14 protein-coding genes are annotated in these 16,482 nt (G+C 72.8%); 13 read left to right on the forward strand and 1 reads right to left on the reverse strand.

What is annotated here, in order from left to right:
- Positions 1–100: 100 nt before the first annotated feature.
- From QM641_RS03900 to QM641_RS03935, 8 genes are all read left to right on the forward strand, one after another.
- Positions 101–1,270 (forward strand): thiolase family protein, encoded by a 1,170-nt coding sequence (locus tag QM641_RS03900; protein WP_415113642.1) that lies wholly within the window; start codon positions 101–103, stop codon positions 1,268–1,270.
- 45 nt (positions 1,271–1,315) lie between these two features.
- The gene (locus QM641_RS03905) at positions 1,316–1,588 is read left to right on the forward strand and encodes a type II toxin-antitoxin system VapB family antitoxin (RefSeq protein WP_415113644.1); all 273 of its coding nucleotides are present in this window, start codon (positions 1,316–1,318) and stop codon (positions 1,586–1,588) included.
- Entirely contained in the window at positions 1,585–1,992 is a 408-nt protein-coding gene (locus tag QM641_RS03910; RefSeq protein WP_415113646.1) for a type II toxin-antitoxin system VapC family toxin, read from the forward strand. The genes QM641_RS03905 and QM641_RS03910 overlap by 4 nt, the downstream gene beginning before the upstream one ends.
- A gap of 64 nt (positions 1,993–2,056) precedes the next feature.
- Positions 2,057–3,214, forward strand: a complete 1,158-nt coding sequence (locus QM641_RS03915; protein ID WP_415113648.1) for an acyl-CoA dehydrogenase family protein — start codon at positions 2,057–2,059, stop codon at positions 3,212–3,214.
- A gap of 4 nt (positions 3,215–3,218) precedes the next feature.
- Positions 3,219–3,995 carry an enoyl-CoA hydratase gene (locus QM641_RS03920; RefSeq protein ID WP_415113650.1) on the forward strand — a complete coding sequence of 259 codons (777 nt, stop codon included), beginning with the start codon at positions 3,219–3,221 and terminating at the stop codon, positions 3,993–3,995.
- 35 nt (positions 3,996–4,030) lie between these two features.
- A complete protein-coding gene (locus QM641_RS03925; protein ID WP_415113652.1) occupies positions 4,031–4,807 on the forward strand; it encodes an electron transfer flavoprotein subunit beta/FixA family protein in 777 nt (258 codons plus the stop codon).
- The gene (locus tag QM641_RS03930; protein WP_415113654.1) at positions 4,807–5,787 is read left to right on the forward strand and encodes an electron transfer flavoprotein subunit alpha/FixB family protein; all 981 of its coding nucleotides are present in this window, start codon (positions 4,807–4,809) and stop codon (positions 5,785–5,787) included. The genes QM641_RS03925 and QM641_RS03930 overlap by 1 nt, the downstream gene beginning before the upstream one ends.
- A gap of 758 nt (positions 5,788–6,545) precedes the next feature.
- Positions 6,546–7,502 carry a cytochrome b/b6 domain-containing protein gene (locus QM641_RS03935; protein WP_415113656.1) on the forward strand — a complete coding sequence of 319 codons (957 nt, stop codon included), beginning with the start codon at positions 6,546–6,548 and terminating at the stop codon, positions 7,500–7,502.
- 209 nt (positions 7,503–7,711) lie between these two features.
- Here the strand turns inward: QM641_RS03935 and QM641_RS03940 are convergent, their stop codons facing one another.
- Complete coding sequence (locus QM641_RS03940; RefSeq protein ID WP_415113658.1) at positions 7,712–8,218, reverse strand: GNAT family N-acetyltransferase; 507 nt, start codon at positions 8,216–8,218, stop codon at positions 7,712–7,714.
- A 108-nt stretch (positions 8,219–8,326) separates the two neighbouring features.
- Here QM641_RS03940 and QM641_RS03945 point away from each other — a divergent pair, with 108 nt between their 5' ends.
- The 5 genes from QM641_RS03945 (at position 8,327) to QM641_RS03965 (ending at position 16,372) form a co-directional block, all read left to right on the forward strand.
- Positions 8,327–8,887 (forward strand): thioesterase family protein, encoded by a 561-nt coding sequence (locus tag QM641_RS03945; protein ID WP_415113660.1) that lies wholly within the window; start codon positions 8,327–8,329, stop codon positions 8,885–8,887.
- A 60-nt stretch (positions 8,888–8,947) separates the two neighbouring features.
- Positions 8,948–12,724: a proline dehydrogenase family protein gene (locus tag QM641_RS03950; protein WP_415113663.1), complete on the forward strand. Its 3,777-nt coding sequence runs from the start codon at positions 8,948–8,950 to the stop codon at positions 12,722–12,724.
- Positions 12,725–12,927: 203 nt separating this feature from the next.
- Positions 12,928–14,604: a circularly permuted type 2 ATP-grasp protein gene (locus tag QM641_RS03955; RefSeq protein ID WP_415113665.1), complete on the forward strand. Its 1,677-nt coding sequence runs from the start codon at positions 12,928–12,930 to the stop codon at positions 14,602–14,604.
- Positions 14,598–15,530, forward strand: a complete 933-nt coding sequence (locus QM641_RS03960) for an alpha-E domain-containing protein (RefSeq protein WP_415113667.1) — start codon at positions 14,598–14,600, stop codon at positions 15,528–15,530. Before QM641_RS03955 ends, QM641_RS03960 begins: the two co-directional genes overlap by 7 nt.
- Positions 15,527–16,372 carry a transglutaminase family protein gene (locus QM641_RS03965; RefSeq protein ID WP_415113669.1) on the forward strand — a complete coding sequence of 282 codons (846 nt, stop codon included), beginning with the start codon at positions 15,527–15,529 and terminating at the stop codon, positions 16,370–16,372. Before QM641_RS03960 ends, QM641_RS03965 begins: the two co-directional genes overlap by 4 nt.
- The last annotated feature ends 110 nt before the right edge of the window (positions 16,373–16,482 follow it).

Genomic DNA, 16,482 nt, shown 5'->3' on the forward strand with positions numbered 1-16,482 from the left:
GCGTGCGGGCCTGATTCGGGCGGCGCCGACGGGCAGAAGGGCGTCGGAGCCCCGGCCCCGGAGATCGGCCGCGGGGTTACGCTGACGGCAGGAGGACGCCATGCGCACAGCCGTCATCGTCGACGCGATCCGCACCCCGTCGGGGCGCGGCAAACCGGGCGGCGCGCTCAGCGGCATCCATCCGGTCGACCTGTCCGCGCACGTGCTCTCCGCGCTCCTGGAGCGCAACGGCCTCGACTCCGCACAGGTCGACGACGTGCTGTGGGGATGCGTCAGCCAGGTCGGCGAGCAGGGCATGAACGTCGCGCGACAGGCCGTGCTCGCGGCCGGGTTCGCCCTGACCGTCCCGGGGGTCTCGATCGACCGGCAGTGCGGCTCGAGCCAGCAGGCCGCGCACTTCGCCGCGCAGGGGGTCATCGCCGGGGCCTACGACATCGTGATCGCCGGCGGCGTCGAGTCGATGAGCCGCGTGCCGCTGGGCGCCTCGGTGGCCGCCGGCGGGTCGCCCGTCTCGCTGCGGCAGCGCGAGCGCTACCCCGCGGGCCTGGTGAACCAGGGCGTCTCGGCGGAGCTCGTCGCCCAGCGCTGGAACCTGTCCCGCGAGCGGCTCGACGCCTACGCGGCGGAGTCCCACCGGCGGGCGGCGGATGCCACGGCCGCAGGCCGCTTCGCCTCGCAACTTCTCCCGGTGGGCGGGGTCGCCGTCGACGAGACGATCCGCGCCGACACGACCGCCGAGGCGCTCGCCGGCCTCCCGCCCGCGTTCCGCACCGACGAGGCCGCCGCGCGCTTCCCCGACCTGGAGTGGCGCATCACCGCGGGGAGCTCGTCGCCGCTGACCGACGGCGCCTCGGCGGTGCTGATCATGGCCGAGGAGACGGCATCCGCTCTCGGGCTCGCCCCCCGCGCGCGGTTCCACTCGTTCTCCGTCGTCGGCGACGATCCTCTCCTCATGCTCACCGGGCCCATCCGGGCGACCCGGCGCATCCTGGAACGCAGCGGACTGTCGATCGACGACCTCGACGTGTACGAGGTGAACGAAGCGTTCGCCTCCGTGCCGCTGGCGTGGTCCGCGGAGCTCGGCGCCGACCCCGCCCGCCTCAACCCGTGGGGCGGGGCCATCGCGCTCGGCCATGCGCTCGGCTCGTCGGGCACGCGTCTGCTCGGCACGCTCGTCGCTGCGCTGGAGGTCGGCGGCGGTCGCTACGGCCTGCAGACGATGTGCGAGGGCGGCGGCATGGCCAACGCCACGATCGTCGAGCGGCTGTGATCCGTTCGGGGTAGATATATACCTATCGCAGGGTAGAATACACCCATGGGTCTCAACATCAAGAACGAGCGCACGGTCGCGCTGGTGGACGAGCTCGCCGCGCTCACGGGAGTGAACAAGACCAGCGCGATCGAACAGGCCGTGCGAGCCCGCCTCGACCAGCTCGCCGCCGACGGGGTCCGAACGCGTGAGGTCGATCGCCGGCGGCGAGCGGCGGATCTCGTGCGCGACATCCGCCACGACATCGAGGGGGTCGAGGGCTCCTGGCGTGACTTCGAGCGCCATGAGCTCTACGACGAGCGGGGAGTGCCGCGGTGATCGTCGACACCTCCGCGGTCATGGCCGTGCTCGAACGGGAGCCGGAGGGCGATGCCGTTGCGGAGGCGCTCGCCGTGTCGCCCGCGACGCGTATCTCGGCGGTGACGCTCGTCGAGCTGACCGCGGTGGTGCAGCGATACGGGCGCGTCGAGGTGCATCGCAAGGTCGATCGACTGCTTCAGACGTGGGGCGTCGAGACCGTGCCGTTCGACTCGGAGCAGTCGCGCATCGCGCGGCAGGCCTACCGCGACTACGGGCGGGGGAGCGGTCATCCCGCGCAGCTGAACCTCGGTGACTGTTTCAGCTACGCGCTCGCAACCGTCACGGGCGACCCGCTGCTCTACGTCGGGCAGGACTTCGCGGCCACCGACATTCCCCCGGCCCTGCCGAAGGCGCCCGGGTAGAATGGCGACGTGCCCACCACGGCACGCATGACGCCATCACGATGTCTCACGAGGACGTGATCGAATGAGCATGACTGTCACTCCTGCACCGCTCAGCGACGAGGACCGGGCCGCGATCATCGCCGCCGTGCGGGAGTTCGCACAGTCGCAGCTCGCCCCGCACGCCCTGGAGTGGGACCAGGCGAAGCACTTCCCGCGCGACGTGCTCCGCGCGGCCGGAGAGCTCGGGCTCGGCGGCATCGTCGTGCGCGAGGACGTGGGCGGCACCGAGCTCACCCGCACCGACGCGGTCGCCGTCTTCGAAGAGCTGGCTCAGGGCGACCCGACCATCGCCGCGTACATCTCGATCCACAACATGGTCGCGTGGATGATCGACGCCTACGGCACCGAAGCGCAGCGCCGGCGGTGGCTGCCCGGACTGGTCGACATGACCGACCTCGGCGCCTACTGCCTCACCGAGCCGGGCGCGGGGTCGGATGCCGCGGCCATCGTCACCACGGCGATCGGTGACGGCGACGAGTTCGTCCTCACCGGGGTCAAGCAGTTCATCTCCGGCGGCGGAGAGGCCGCGGTCTACGTCGTGATGGCCCGCACCGGCGAGCCGGGCGCCCGCGGCATCACCGCATTCCTCGTCCCCGGCGAGGCCGAAGGGCTCTCGTTCGGCCCGGCCGAGAAGAAGATGGGCTGGAACGCGCAGCCGACGAGGCAGGTGATCTTCGATCGGGTGCGGGTCCCGGCATCCGCTGTGCTCGGACAGCTCGGCAAGGGGTTCTCGCTCGCCATGAGCGGGCTCGACGGCGGTCGCCTGTCGATCGCGGCGTGCTCTCTCGGCGGCGCGCAGTGGGCGCTCGACCGCGCGATCCGCTACGTGCACGAGCGGTTCACGTTCGGCGAGCCGCTCGCCGAGCGCCAGGCCGTCGTCTTCGCGGTCGCGGACCTCGCCACCGAGCTGCAGGCGGCCCGGGCGCTCGTGCGCGAGGCCGCGCACGCCTACGACACGCACGCGCCCGATGCGGCCATGCAGTGCGCCATGGCCAAGCGGTTCGCGACCGACGTGGGCTTCCGGGTCGCCAACGAGGCGCTGCAGCTGCACGGCGGCTACGGCTACCTGCAGGACTTCGGCATCGAGAAGGTCGTGCGGGACCTGCGCGTGCACCAGATCCTGGAAGGCACGAACGAGATCATGCGCGTCATCATCGGCCGGCACCTTCTGCGACGATGAGCCCATGACCGAGTACACCACGATCCTCGTCGAGACCCGCGGGCGGGTCGGCTGGATCACCCTGAACCGGCCCGAGGCGCTCAACGCGCTCAACTCCGTGCTGGTGGGTGAGCTCGCCGAGGCGGCGACCGCGTTCGATGCCGACGAGGGCATCGGCTGCATCGTCGTGACCGGATCGGAGCGCGCCTTCGCGGCGGGCGCCGATATCAAGGAGATGGCCGATAGGAGCATGCGCGACATGGCGCTGCAGAACCCCTTCGCGGGCCTGGAGGAGTTCGGTCGGGTTCGCACGCCGATCGTGGCCGCGGTCGCCGGCTTCGCGCTCGGCGGCGGTTGCGAGCTCGCGATGATGTGTGACGTGATCCTCGCCGCCGACACCGCCCGATTCGGCCAGCCCGAGGTGGGGCTCGGCGTGATCCCCGGTCTCGGCGGCACGCAGCGGCTCCCGCGCGCGGTCGGTTACTACAAGGCGGCCGACCTCGTGCTGACCGGGCGCTCGATGGAGGCGGACGAGGCCGAGCGGGCGGGTCTCGTCTCCCGCGTCGTGCCCGCGGCCGACCTGCTCGACGAGGCCGCGAAGACGGCCGAGGCGATCGCCGCGCGGTCCTTGCCGGTCGTGTACGCCGCGAAGGAGGCGCTGCGCGCGTCGCAGGAGACGACGGCATCCGAGGGGCTGCGCTTCGAACGGCAGGTCTTCACGTCCCTGTTCGCCCTCGACGACCAGAAGGAGGGCATGGCCGCCTTCCGTGAGAAGCGCCCGCCCGTCTTCCGGCACCGCTGACGGGACCGCTGCATAGACTCGGGAGAGGAGGCGGAATGAAGATCGTCGTGCTCGTCAAGGAGGTGCCGGACACCTACGGCGACCGCAGACTCGACCTCGAGACGGGCCTGGCCGATCGCGCGGCGGGCGACCGGGTGCTCGACGAGATCGGCGAGCGGGCGCTCGAGGTCGCGCTGTCGTACGCCGACGGGCATCCGGGCACCGAGGTGGTCGTCGTGTCGATGTCGCCCGAGTCCGCGGTCACCTCGATCCGCAAGGCGCTCGCGATGGGCGCGGGCTCCGCGCTGCAGGTCGTCGACGAGGGTCTGGTCGGCGCCGACCTCGGCCTGACCGCCGAGGTGCTCGCCGCGGCGGTGCGCCGGGTGGGGTTCGACCTCGTGATCACCGGCAACGTCTCCACCGACGGCAGCGGCGGCGTCATACCGGCGATGCTGGCGGAACTGCTCGGAGTGCCGCAGCTGACCGCGCTGGCCGCGGTCGAGATCGGCGACGGCGTCGTGGCCGGCACGCGTGCGACGGATGGCGGATCCGCCCGGGTCACGAGCGCTCTGCCCGCCGTGATCTCGATCACCGAAGCGCTGCCCGACGCGCGGTTCCCGAACTTCAAGGGGATCATGGCGGCGAAGAAGAAGCCGTTCGAGACCGTGTCGCTCGAAGGCCTGGGTGTGGATGCCGAGGACCTGAGCGTCCCGCGGGCGATCATGACCGCGGTGTCCGAGAAGCCGCCCCGCGGCGCGGGCGTCAAGATCGTCGACGAGGGCGACGCCGGCGAGAGGATTGCCGCGTACCTGATCGAGAACAGGCTGGCGTGATGAGCGACTTCGCCACGGACTCGTCTCTCGTCCTGCTCGAGGCCACTCCCGCCGGCAGCCTCGCGGCGTCGGCGGCGGGGCTGCTGGGCGCCGCCGCATCGATCGGCACGCCGGTCGCGGTCGTCGTGAGCGCGCCGGAGCGACGAGACGCGCTCGCCGCCGAGGCCGCGGCGCTGGGCGCAGCCGTCGTGCTGGTCGCCGACGCGGCGGGCGATGCCCTCACGGTGCCGGTCGTCGACGCGCTCGTCGCGGCAGCGCGCGTGGTCGAGCCGGACGCGGTGCTGATCTCCAACTCCGTCGAGGGGCGCGACGTGGCGGGTCGGTTCGCTGCGCGCACGCGGTCGGCCCTGCTGGTGGATGCAGTCGGCGTGACCCGCGACGACCAGGGCGTGCTCGCGCAGCACTCCGTGTACGGCGGTGCCTACGAGGTCACCTCCGCGCCGACCTTCGGCGCGCCGGTCGTGACCATGCGTCAGGGCTCGATCGATGCCCGGGCCGCCGCGCAGGAGGTTCGCACCGTCGCGCTCGACGTCACGGCATCCGGCGCGCCCGCGGCGGCGGTCGAATCGTTCGAGGCAGCGCCTGCGACGTCGTCACGACCGGAGCTGCGCGGCGCGGCGAAGGTGGTCTCGGGCGGGCGCGGACTCGGGTCGGCCGAGGCGTTCGCGCTCGTCGATGAGCTGGCCGACGTGCTGGGTGCGGCCGTGGGCGCCTCGCGCGCGGCGGTGGATGCCGGGTGGGTTCCCTCCTCGTACCAGGTCGGGCAGACCGGGGTCTCGGTGTCGCCGCAGTTGTATGTCGCACTCGGCATATCCGGGGCCATCCAGCATCGTGCGGGCATGCAGACCGCGAAGACGATCGTCGCGGTCAACAAGGACGCCGAGGCGCCGATCTTCGGCATCGCGGACTTCGGGGTGGTCGGCGACGTGTTCCAGGTCGTGCCGCAGCTGATCGCGGCGCTGCGGGCGAAGAAGGACTAGCCGTGGGCGCGTCGGGGCCGACCCTGCGCCGCGGTCTGCCGCGGGCCCGCGGCGGCGAGCCGTGGCCCCCCGCGGGGGTGCCTGTTTCGCCCGCGGGGGTGCCTGTTTCGCCTGCGGGGGTGCCTGTTCTCCCCGCGGGGGTGCCAGTTGCTCGCCTCGCTGACGACGGTGTTCCAGTGCCGACTCGACTCAGGCGAGGCCTGCCGCGCACGCGAGGCGGCGAGCCGTGGCCGATCGTGAGGGTCGTTGATCTCGACACTGCGCGCTCTGCCGAGACGCCTACGGCGCCGGCTGGCGCGGTCGTGGGCAGAGGTGGCACCCTCGTGGTGGGAACCGGCACCCTCGTGGAGGGAACGAGCACCCTCGCGGAGGGAACTGGCACCCTCGCGGGGGTGGCGTTGCGGCGAGGGCTGCCGCGGCATCCCGGGGCGGATCCCTGGCCACCGGCCGGGACGGTGCCGCGGACGCCCTCAGCACCGCGATCCCCGCAAACGCCCCGGCACCCACGACCGCTATCAGAAGCGCAATCGCCCCCGCCCGCGGCACAGCCGATGGCTCCGCACCGGGCGACCGCCGTGCCCGCAGCACCGCAGACGGCTCCGCTCCAGGCGCCCGCATCACCCGCAGCACCGGGACGGGTCGTCGCCGAGCCGGAACGTCCTGCCCCGACAGGCGATGCTCCGTCACCCACGCTCGCACTGCCGCCGGAGCGGCCATCCGCACCGGCGCCCGTCGCGCCGTTGCCGTACACCCGCACGGTGTGGCCCGGGAGGGCGGCATCCGCTCGCCCGGTCGCGCCCGCTCCGCAGCGCCGGATCGGACCGTACACGCGCGTCCAGTGGGCCGGCGCAGTCGTCGTCGGCGGCCTCGCCCTCGTCTACGCCGCGGCGATGGCGGTGCTGGCCGTGCGGTGGCTGGTCAGCGTCGACCCGCTCCGGGGGTTTCTCGCGACCTATCCCGGCGAATATCCCCTGCCCGTTGGGGCGCCGGTGGGCATCCCGGCCTGGCTCGGCTGGCAGCACTTCTTCAACGTGTTCCTGATGGTGCTCATCATCCGCTCGGGCCTGCGGGTGCGCACCGAAAAGCGGCCGACCGAGTTCTGGATGCCGCGCCGCGACCGCAAGGGCAAGATCAGCCTCGCGCTGTGGTTCCACCAGGCCCTCGACGTGCTGTGGCTCGTGAACGGGTTCGTCTTCGTCGTGCTGCTGTTCGCGACCGGGCAGTGGATGCGGATCGTCCCGACCAGCTGGGAGGTTTTCCCCAACGCCCTCTCCGCGGTGTTGCAGTACGTGTCACTCGATTGGCCGACCGAGAACGGCTGGGTCAACTACAACAGCCTGCAGCAGCTCGCCTACTGCACGACCGTGTTCGTCGCTGCGCCGCTGGCCGCGGTCACCGGGTACCGCATGTCGGGCCTGTGGCCGAGGAACGTGCCCGCGCTCAACCGCGCCTACCCGGTGGAGTGGGCGCGCGCGCTGCACTTCCCGGTCATGGTGTACTTCGTCGCGTTCATCGTCGTGCACGTGACGCTCGTGTTCGCGACCGGAGCCCTGCGCAACCTCAATCACATGTACGGGGGGCAGGATGCCGTGAACTGGACCGGCTTCTGGATCTTCATCGCGTCCATGATCGTCGTCGCCGCGGGCTGGGTCGCCGCACGACCGCTGCTGATCGCTCCGATCGCCCGGCTGTTCGGCACCGTCAGCGGGCGGTGACCCGCGCGCGAAGACGCTGCGAACCGGATGCCTCGCGAAACCTCGCGTTTGCAACGGTTCGGCGTGGAAAACGTTGCGAATGTGAGGTCTCGCGAAACCTCGCGCGGGGGAAGTGGCACCCTCGCCGGGGGGAAGTGGCACCCTCGTGGGGGGAAGTGGCACCCTCGGGGGCAGGGGGAGGGGGGCAGGGGGAGGGGGAGCGCCCGGGGTCAGCGGACGAAGCGGACCTCGGTCAGCGTCTCGCCGAGGAAGGGCTCGGTGTGCACCGCGCCGTCGAGCGCGAACCCGTTGCGCACGTAGAAGCGGTGCGCGCGAGGGTTGTCGTCGGCGACCCACAGATAGGCCGCCTCGCCGGCGAAGATCGTGGCGTCGAACAGCCGCTGGCCGATGCCGGTGCCGTGCCAGGCATCCAGCAGGTAGATGAAGTAGAGCTCGCGGAACGCGGGGGCGTCCTTGTCGCGGGCAGGCCCCGACCCGGCGAAGCCGACGATCTCACCACCGGCGAGCGCGGCGACCATGCGGAAGTCCTCGCCCTGACTGGCCCAGTGCGTCCACAGCTCGGCAAGCCGCTTGGGCGAGACCTTCTCCAGCGCGGCGCGACTGATGAGATGGTCATAGGTCTCATGCCAGCAGGCGGCATGGACGCGCCCGAGAGCCTCGGCATCCACGTCGCGCACCGGGCGGACGACGACATCCGTCTGCACTTCGGCTTCCATGGGGCGACTCTACGCCGCCGCTCTCGCGGCACGAAATCGGCGGATCGGCCTGTGGCCGCCCGACAACGAATCCTCGGTCGGGTCGGTGCCGGGCTACCATCGCTCATCGTGAACGTGATCTGGCGCACCCTGTTGACGATCGTGCGGGCGAGGGTGCTGAGGGCCCGTCGCGGGCAGGTCGCGCCGGATGCCGTCGGTCGCGTGCGACTGCGCACGCTCCCCACCGACCTCGATCTGCTCGGCCATATGAACAACGGCCGTTACGCCTCACTGTTCGACCTCGGCCGGTTCGACCTGCTCATCCGGACCGGGGTCTGGGACGCCATGCGCGCCCACCGCTGGTACGCCGTGGTGGCCAGCGAGACGATCACCTTCCGCAAGTCGCTGACGCTGTGGCAGCCCTTCACTGTGGAGTCGCGACTCTACGGGCACGACGACCGCTCGGTCTACCTCATCCACCGCGCCGTGGTCGACGGCGAGGTCTACGCCGAGATGATCGTCCGGGCGCGCTTCCTGCGCCGGGGCGGCGGCATCGTCGGCAACGACGAGCTGTTCGCCGCGCTCGGACGGCCCGACGACCTGCCGCCCCTGCCGGCGTGGGTCGCCGACTGGGCCGCCGCGTCGGCGCTGCCGTCGACGAGGGATGCCGCGCCCAGTCTCTGGCGGTGACATCGGGCTCTTGCCGGGGCGGGCGCCCGGGCGCGCGCTCCTCGCCCATAGGCTGGTGCCATGCAGGAGACGCCCGCCGAAGACAACGTCGCCGGGGCCCCCGCGACACCCCCCGCGGAGCCCGACCCCGCAGAGCCCGGCACCCTGGAGCCCGACCCCGCAGAGCCCGGCACCCCCGAGCCGAGCACCGCGGAGCGGGCGGTCGCCCTCGCACAGCGCTGGGCGGTCGAGGCCGCCGGGACCGAGACGAGCCGGGGGGCGGCGCGGCTGGCCGAGGTGCTCAGAGACCCGAACGGCCTGCCGTTCGCGGTCGGATTCGTCGACGGCGTGATGCGCCCGGAGAGCCTGGCCGCCGCGGCGGCGAACCTGGGCCGCGTGGCCCCGCTCGTGCCCGCGCTCCTGCCCTGGTATCTGCGCGGGGCTGTGCGGCTCGGCGGTGCGGTCGCCCCGATCCTGCCCGCGCCGACCGTGCCGATCGCGCGCCGCGTGCTGCGCGAGCTGGTCGGGCCCCTCGTCGTCGATGCGCGTCCCGACAAGCTCGGGCCCGCCCTCGCGAAGCTCCGCGAGGGCGGGGCGCGGCTGAACGTCGACCTGCTCGGCGAGGTCGTGCTGGGCGAGGATGCCGCTCGGCGCCGGCTCGACGGCATCCACGACCTCGTCGGGCGCGACGACGTCGACGAGGTGACCGTGACGCTGCCCTCGATCGCGCCGGGCGCCTCGCTGTGGGGGTTCGAGGAGTCCGTCGCGGAGGTCGCCGAGCGCCTGCTGCCCCTCTTCCTCGCCGCGCACGAAAGCGGCACGATGATCACCCTCGACGTGACGGCCTACCGCGACCTCGACCTCACGATCGCGGTGTTCACGCGCCTGCTGGAGGATCCGCGCCTGGCCGGTTTCGAGGCAGGCGTCGCCCTGCCGACGGCGTTCCCCGACGTGCACGCCGTCCTGCGCGAGCTCACCGCGTGGGCGCGACGACGCGTCGCCGACGGCGGTGCACGCATCGCCGTGCGCCTCGTCAAAGACGCGAACCTCGCGCTGGAGGGCGTGGATGCCGCGCTGCACGGCTGGACTCCCGCGGTGTACGACGCGCCGCTGGACGCGGAGGCGAACCACGTGCGCTGCCTCGACGAGGCGCTGCGCCCCGAGCACACCGCCGCCGTGCGGGTCGGTGTCGCCTCCCGTGACCTCGTGCACGTCGCCTACGCATGGGAGCTCGCCGGCGAGCGCGGGGTGCGCGCCGACGTCGAGATCGAGCAGTTGTCGGGCGTCGCGCAGGGCCAGACGGCCGCGGTGGCGCGCGAGACCGGGCAGGTCGTGCTGCACGTGCCGGCCGCGCAGCCGCACGAGCTCGACGCGGCGATCGGGCACCTCGTGCGACGGCTCGAACACGACGCCGCCGGACGGAGCGTGCTGGGCGCGGCCGCGGAGCTTTCCGCCGACCCCGAGCTGTCCGCGCGCGAGGGCGAGCGCCTCCTTGCCGCGCTGGCGCGCGCCGGCGATCCGGGTCTCGGCTCCGGCCGCCGCCGTGCCCGGGCGGTGGACACCGGCATCCTCCGCACCCCGACGTCGTCGTCCGACCCTGGACTCACTCAGGCCGTCCTCGGCATCGCTGCGGCCGCCGCCGCCGACACGCAGCCGCTCGAACCCGCCGGCGTCGAGCAGCTGTTCGGCGGCGACGCCTTCGTCGAGACCGCGGTGTTCTCGCCGCGCGAGTCGTCCGCCCCCGCGCTGGGCGCGCCGGGCTTCCGCAACGTGCCGGCAACCGACCCGACCTCGGCCGAGACCCGCGAGCGCGCGCGCGAGGCCCTCTCCCGTGCGGCGGACTCGACGGCCGGGGATGCCGTGGCCGAGGCCGCCCGCATCACCGACGCCGAGGCGCTCGAGGCGGCCGTCACCGGCACGCGGGAGGCGGCGGCCGCGTGGGGCGCGACACCCGCTGCAGAGCGTGCGACCGTGCTGCTGGCCGCGGCACGGGCGCTGCAGGAGCGTCGGGGCATGCTCATCGAGGTCGCCGCGTCCGAGCCGGGCACCGTGCTCGCCGAGGCCGACGCGGAGATCGATGAGGCGGTCGACCTCGCCGCCTACTATGCCGCCACCGCGAAGGAGCTGGACCGGGTCAGCGGGGCGGTGTTCGTGCCCGCGCGGGTCACGCTCGTGGCATCCGAGCAGGGCCGGTCGATCGCGAGCCCCGCCGCCGGCGCGCTCGCCGCCCTCGCCGCCGGCTCGGGGGTCGTGCTCGTCCCGGCGCCGGGCGCGGTGCGCGCCGCGGCGGTCGTGGCCGAGGCGCTCTGGGCTGCGGGCGTCTCGCGCGCGCTGCTGACGCTCGCCGTTCCCGCGACGGAGGAGCTGCGGCGCGCGCTGGTCGCCCATCCGCACCTCGACCGCGCGCTCCTGCACGGCTCGGAGCAGACGGCGGCGCTGCTGCGCTCGTGGCGACCCGAACTGGTGCTGCAGGCCGAGACCGGCGGCAGGAACGCCGTCGTGGTCATGCCCTCCGCCGACCTCGACCTCGCCGCCTCGAGCCTTGTGCGCAGCGCCTTCGGCAACGCCGGGCAGAAGCGCTCCGCCGCGTCGCTGGCGATCCTCGTCGGGTCGGTCGCGCGGTCGGAGCGATTCGTGCGGCAGCTCGTGGATGCCACCGCGGCGCTGCGCGTCGGCGCTCCCACCGACCCCCGCACCGACGTGGGGCCGATGGCCGAGCCTGCGCGGGGGACGGCGGAGTGGGCATTGACGACCCTGGCCGAGGGGGAGAGCTGGCTGGTCGCGCCGCGCCGGGTCGACGATGCCGGTCCCGCCCTGGCCGGGCGGCTGTGGACCCCCGGCATCCGCGTGGGGGTGCAGCCGGGATCCCGTATGCACCGGGAGGAGTTCCTCGCCCCCGTGCTCGCCCTCATGCACGCGCCCTCGCTCGACCGCGCGCTGGAGCTGCTCGACGAGGCGGGCCCGGCCGCGGCGGCGGGGCTGTTCACGCAGAACGCCGAGGACCTCGCGGTCTGGCTCGAGCGCGCCCCGGCGGGGAGCCTCGCCGTCAACCGCGACACGACCGGGACGATCGTGCAGCGCCAGCCCTTCGGCGGCAGCGGCGCGGGCGGCAAGACGGGAGGCCCGAACCGGCTGGTCGGGTTGGGCTCCTGGCGGGCTTCGAGCGGCGGCTCGCAGTCCTCCACGCTGCACCTGAGGGGCCTCGACTCGCGCATCGCCGAGGTCATCGAGGCGGCCCAGCCCACGCTCGGCTACGACGGGTTCGAGTGGCTGCGTCGCGGCGCCCTATCGGATGCGCTGGCCTGGAGCCGCGAGTACGGCCAGGTGCGCGACGTCTCCCAGCTCGGCGTCGAGCGGAATCTGTTCCGCTATCGGCCGGTGCCTGTCGGCATCCGGGCGACGACGGATGCCGAGTGGCACCGCGTGCTGCGCGTGGTCGTCGCGGCGGTGCGGGCGGGGTCGCCGTTCACGCTCAGCTCGGCGTCGGGGCTCGCCTCCTCGGTGCGCCGCGTGCTCGGCGAGCACCGCGTGCCGGTGTTCGTGGAGACCGACGAGGAGTGGATCCAGCGCCTGACGGCCGCGCCGGCGCGGCCCGATCCCGGTACCGACGACGCGGACGAGGACGGCATCCCGCCGCGTGCGGAGCGGGTGCGGCTGATCGGCCCCCCGGGGGCGGTCGCGACGGTGCGCTGGGCGATCGTCGACGCGCTCGCCGGCGGTGCGGACCTCCCCGTCTTCGCCGACGAGGTCACCACGGCCGGTCGCCTCGAGCTGCTGCCGTTCCTGCGCGAGCAGGCGATCTCGATCACGGCGCATCGCCACGGCATCCCCGATCCGTGGAGCGAAGAGGTCATCTGAGCCTCGCGCGCCTCCTGAGCCTCGCGCGCCTCCTGAGCCCCCTGAGCCCCTCGCCCCGCGCCCGCCGCCATCCGGCCCTCGCGAAACCTCCCGTCTGCAACGCTTTGACGTTGAAAACGGTGCAGACCTGAGGTCTCGCGAACAGAGGGCAACGTTCGGCGCGGTCATGTCCCGGTAACATTCCGGCCACTAGGCTCGTGCGCATGGGTGACCTGTTCGACGGCTACGGTTCCACGCTGGCACCGCGGAAGACCCCCTCCGGCGTTCCCGCCTTCGACGAGATGTTCCACGAGCCGGCCCACGCCGGCGCGACCGCCGATGCGCGCGCGTCGTACCGCGAGCTCTACCACGCGCTCGCGAGGATGACGCAGGAGGAGCTGCGGGGCCGCACCGAGTCGCTGGCCAGCTCCTACCTCGCGCAGGGTGTGACGTTCGACTTCGCCGGCGAGGAGCGGCCGTTCCCGCTCGACGCCGTGCCGCGGGTCATCGACCACGCGGAGTGGACGGGCATCGAGGCCGGCGTCGCCCAGCGCGTGCGGGCGCTGGAGGCCTTCCTCGACGACGCCTACGGGCATCAGCACTGCGTGCGCGACGGCGTGCTGCCGGCCAAGCTCATCGCCTCGTCGCAGTACTTCTACCGCCAGGCGGCCGGCATCCACTCCGCCAACGGCGTGCGCATCCACGTCGCCGGCATCGACCTCATCCGCGACGAGCACGGCGAGATGCGGGTGCTCGAGGACAACGTCCGCGTGCCCTCCGGCGTGAGCTACGTGATCTCCAACCGGCGCGTGATGGCCCAGACGCTTCCCGAGCTGTTCCTGTCCATGCAGGTGCACCCGGTCGGCGAGTACCCGAACAAGCTGCTGCGGGCCCTGCGCGCCTCCGCGCCGCCCGGAGTCGAGGACCCCAACGTGGTGGTGCTCACGCCGGGGGTGTACAACTCCGCCTACTTCGAGCACACCCTGCTGGCCCGGCTCATGGGCGTCGAGCTGGTCGAGGGCCGTGACCTGCTGTGCGTCGGCGGCCGCGTCTTCATGCGCACCACCCGTGGGCCCAAGCGCGTCGACGTCATCTACCGGCGCGTGGACGACGACTTCCTCGACCCGCTTCAGTTCCGCGCCGACTCGATGCTGGGCGCCCCCGGCCTCATGCTCGCCGCGCGGCTGGGCAATGTCACGATCGCCAACGCGGTGGGCAACGGCGTCGCCGACGACAAGCTGCTCTACACGTACGTCCCCGACCTCATCCGCTACTACCTCGCCGAGCAGCCGCTGCTGAAGAACGTCGACACGTGGCGGCTGGAGGATCCGGGGGCGCTGGAGGAGGTGCTCGACCGGCTCGACGAGCTCGTCGTCAAACCCGTGGACGGCTCCGGCGGCAAGGGGCTGGTCGTGGGTCCGGATGCCAGCAGGTCCGAGCTCGACCGGCTCCGCCGGCGCCTGAAGGCCGATCCGCGCGGCTGGATCGCCCAGCCGGTCGTCATGCTCTCCACGATCCCGACGCTGGTGGAGGACGGCATGCGCCCGCGTCACGCCGACCTGCGCCCCTTCGCGGTCAACAACGGCGACGACGTCTGGGTGCTCCCCGGCGGACTCACCCGCGTCGCGCTGCCGGAGGGCCAGCTCGTGGTCAACTCCAGCCAGGGCGGCGGATCGAAGGACACCTGGATCGTCGGCGGTGCCGCCCCCGCACCGGTCGAGTACGGCACGACCAAGGACGTCGGAAACCTCGTCGACGAGCAGGCCACGCCGACCCAGGCGATCCCGATCATCTACGAGCAGCAGGCCGAGCCGAGCTTCTCGCCGCAGGACCGGCCACGGTCCCGCATCGAGCAGCAGGAGCAACAGCAGCAGCAGCAGGGAGGTGCGCCGACATGCTGAGCCGCATCGCCGAGTCGCTGTTCTGGATCGGGCGCTACATCGAGCGCTCCGACGGCACCGCGCGCATCCTCGACGTGCACCTCCAGCTGCTGCTGGAGGACCCGTGGATCGACGAGGACATCGCCTGCCGCTCGCTGCTGTCGGTCATGGGCTCCTTCCCGGCGGCGGCGCAGGAGCGCGTGACGCGCGGCGACGTGCTCGCCCGCCTCGCCGTCGACCGCAACAACCCGTCGAGCATCGCGTACTCGCTCCAGGGGGCGCGCGAGAACGCCCGTCGCGCGCGCGAGATCGTCTCCACCGACCTGTGGGAGACGCTCAACACGACGTACGCGCGGATGCCGCGAAAGCTCAACAACGAGAAGGTGCACGACTTCTTCAAGTGGGTGCGCGAGCGCTCCGCACTGGCGGTCGGGGTCATCGACTCCTCGACGAGCCGTGACGAGGCCTGGCAGTTCTTCACCCTGGGGCGGTCGATCGAGCGCACCGACATGACGGCGCGCATCCTGGCGACGCGCTCGCTCACCGAGGCATCCGGTCCCTCGTGGACGACGATCCTGCGCTCGTGCGGGGCCTACGAGGCCTATCTGCGCACCTATCGCGGTGTGACCGGGGCGAAGTACGCGGCCGAGTTCCTGCTGCTGGACCGGCTGTTCCCGCGCTCGATCATCCACTCCATCCGTCGCGCCGAGGAATGCATGAGCGCGATCGACCCTGTCGCCGACCGGGTCGGTCACTCCAACACGGTGCTCCGAGCGCTCGGACGCATCCGCAACGACCTCGAGTACCGCCCGTTCGCGGAGATCCTCGACGAGCTGCCCGCGCACATGGAGCAGGTCCAGGAGGTCACCCGCGAGGCATCCGAGGCCATCCGCGCGCGATTCTTCCCGACCCAGGCCGAGCCGAGCTGGATCGGAGAGACCTCATGAAGCGCCTGCGCATCGAGCACGCCACCGGGTTCAGCTACCCCGGCGACGTCGCCGCCTCGTACAACGAGGCGCGCATGCTGCCCGGCTCCACCGACAGCCAGTTCGTGCTGAGCTCGCAGCTGGACATCGACCCGCCCACGAGCGTGAACCACTACGTCGACTACTTCGGCACGCGGGTGGCGGCGTTCGACGTGCTGGCCGGTCACTCGTCGCTGCGGATCACGGCGCGCTCCCTCGTGGAGGTGCGCCCGCGACCGCTGGAGCGCACCGGCATCACGTGGGACCGGCTGGAGCGCGAGGCGGAGCGGTCGATCCACGTGGTGGAGCACCTCGCGCAGACCCCGCGCACGCAGCCGCACGCCGAGGTCGTCGACCTCGCCCGCACGATCGCCGCCGAGCACGACGAACCCGCCGAGGCGGCGCTGGCGATCGCCTCGGCCCTCGGCGACGCCGTCGAGTACGTGCGCGGCGTGACCGGCGTGCAGTCGACCGCCGACGAGGCGTGGCAGGCGCGCAAGGGCGTGTGCCAGGACGTGGCGCACATCACCCTCGGGGCGCTGCGGGCTGTCGGCATCCCGGCCCGGTACGTCTCCGGGTACCTGCATCCGCGGGCGGATGCCGAGATCGGCGTTGCCGCTGCCGGTGAGTCGCACGCGTGGGTGGAGTGGTTCGCCGGCGTCTGGCAGGGCTTCGACCCCACGAACGTGACCGAGATCGGCGACCGGCACGTGCTGGTGGGCCGCGGGCGCGACTACGCCGACGTGCCGCCCCTGCGCGGCGTCTACGCCGGCACGTTCAAGAGCGACCTGCACGTGAGCGTGACGATCACCCGCGAGGCCTGACCCGGCCGCCCGCCCCCGCCCCTGGCCCCTGTCGGCGCGCGCCGACCCGCCCCTGGCCCCGCTCACCAGGTTCGGAGAAGTGCGCGAAGTTCGGCGCATCCGCGCGAAAT

The organism is Microbacterium sp., from assembly GCF_047605725.1.
Taxonomy (GTDB): domain Bacteria; phylum Actinomycetota; class Actinomycetes; order Actinomycetales; family Microbacteriaceae; genus Microbacterium.

What these genes read in the sequence shown, in the direction of transcription:
- QM641_RS03960 (WP_415113667.1), top strand. Translation starts at nt 14,598, where the DNA reads ATGCTGAGCCGCATCGCCGAGTCGCTGTTCTGGATCGGGCGCTACATC.
- QM641_RS03950 (WP_415113663.1), top strand. Translation starts at nt 8,948, where the DNA reads ATGCAGGAGACGCCCGCCGAAGACAACGTCGCCGGGGCCCCCGCGACA.
- QM641_RS03905 (WP_415113644.1), top strand. Translation starts at nt 1,316, where the DNA reads ATGGGTCTCAACATCAAGAACGAGCGCACGGTCGCGCTGGTGGACGAG.
- QM641_RS03930 (WP_415113654.1), top strand. Translation starts at nt 4,807, where the DNA reads ATGAGCGACTTCGCCACGGACTCGTCTCTCGTCCTGCTCGAGGCCACT.
- QM641_RS03955 (WP_415113665.1), top strand. Translation starts at nt 12,928, where the DNA reads ATGGGTGACCTGTTCGACGGCTACGGTTCCACGCTGGCACCGCGGAAG.
- QM641_RS03920 (WP_415113650.1), top strand. Translation starts at nt 3,219, where the DNA reads ATGACCGAGTACACCACGATCCTCGTCGAGACCCGCGGGCGGGTCGGC.
- QM641_RS03925 (WP_415113652.1), top strand. Translation starts at nt 4,031, where the DNA reads ATGAAGATCGTCGTGCTCGTCAAGGAGGTGCCGGACACCTACGGCGAC.
- QM641_RS03940 (WP_415113658.1), bottom strand. Translation starts at nt 8,218, where the DNA reads ATGGAAGCCGAAGTGCAGACGGATGTCGTCGTCCGCCCGGTGCGCGAC.
- QM641_RS03915 (WP_415113648.1), top strand. Translation starts at nt 2,057, where the DNA reads ATGAGCATGACTGTCACTCCTGCACCGCTCAGCGACGAGGACCGGGCC.
- QM641_RS03900 (WP_415113642.1), top strand. Translation starts at nt 101, where the DNA reads ATGCGCACAGCCGTCATCGTCGACGCGATCCGCACCCCGTCGGGGCGC.
- QM641_RS03965 (WP_415113669.1), top strand. Translation starts at nt 15,527, where the DNA reads ATGAAGCGCCTGCGCATCGAGCACGCCACCGGGTTCAGCTACCCCGGC.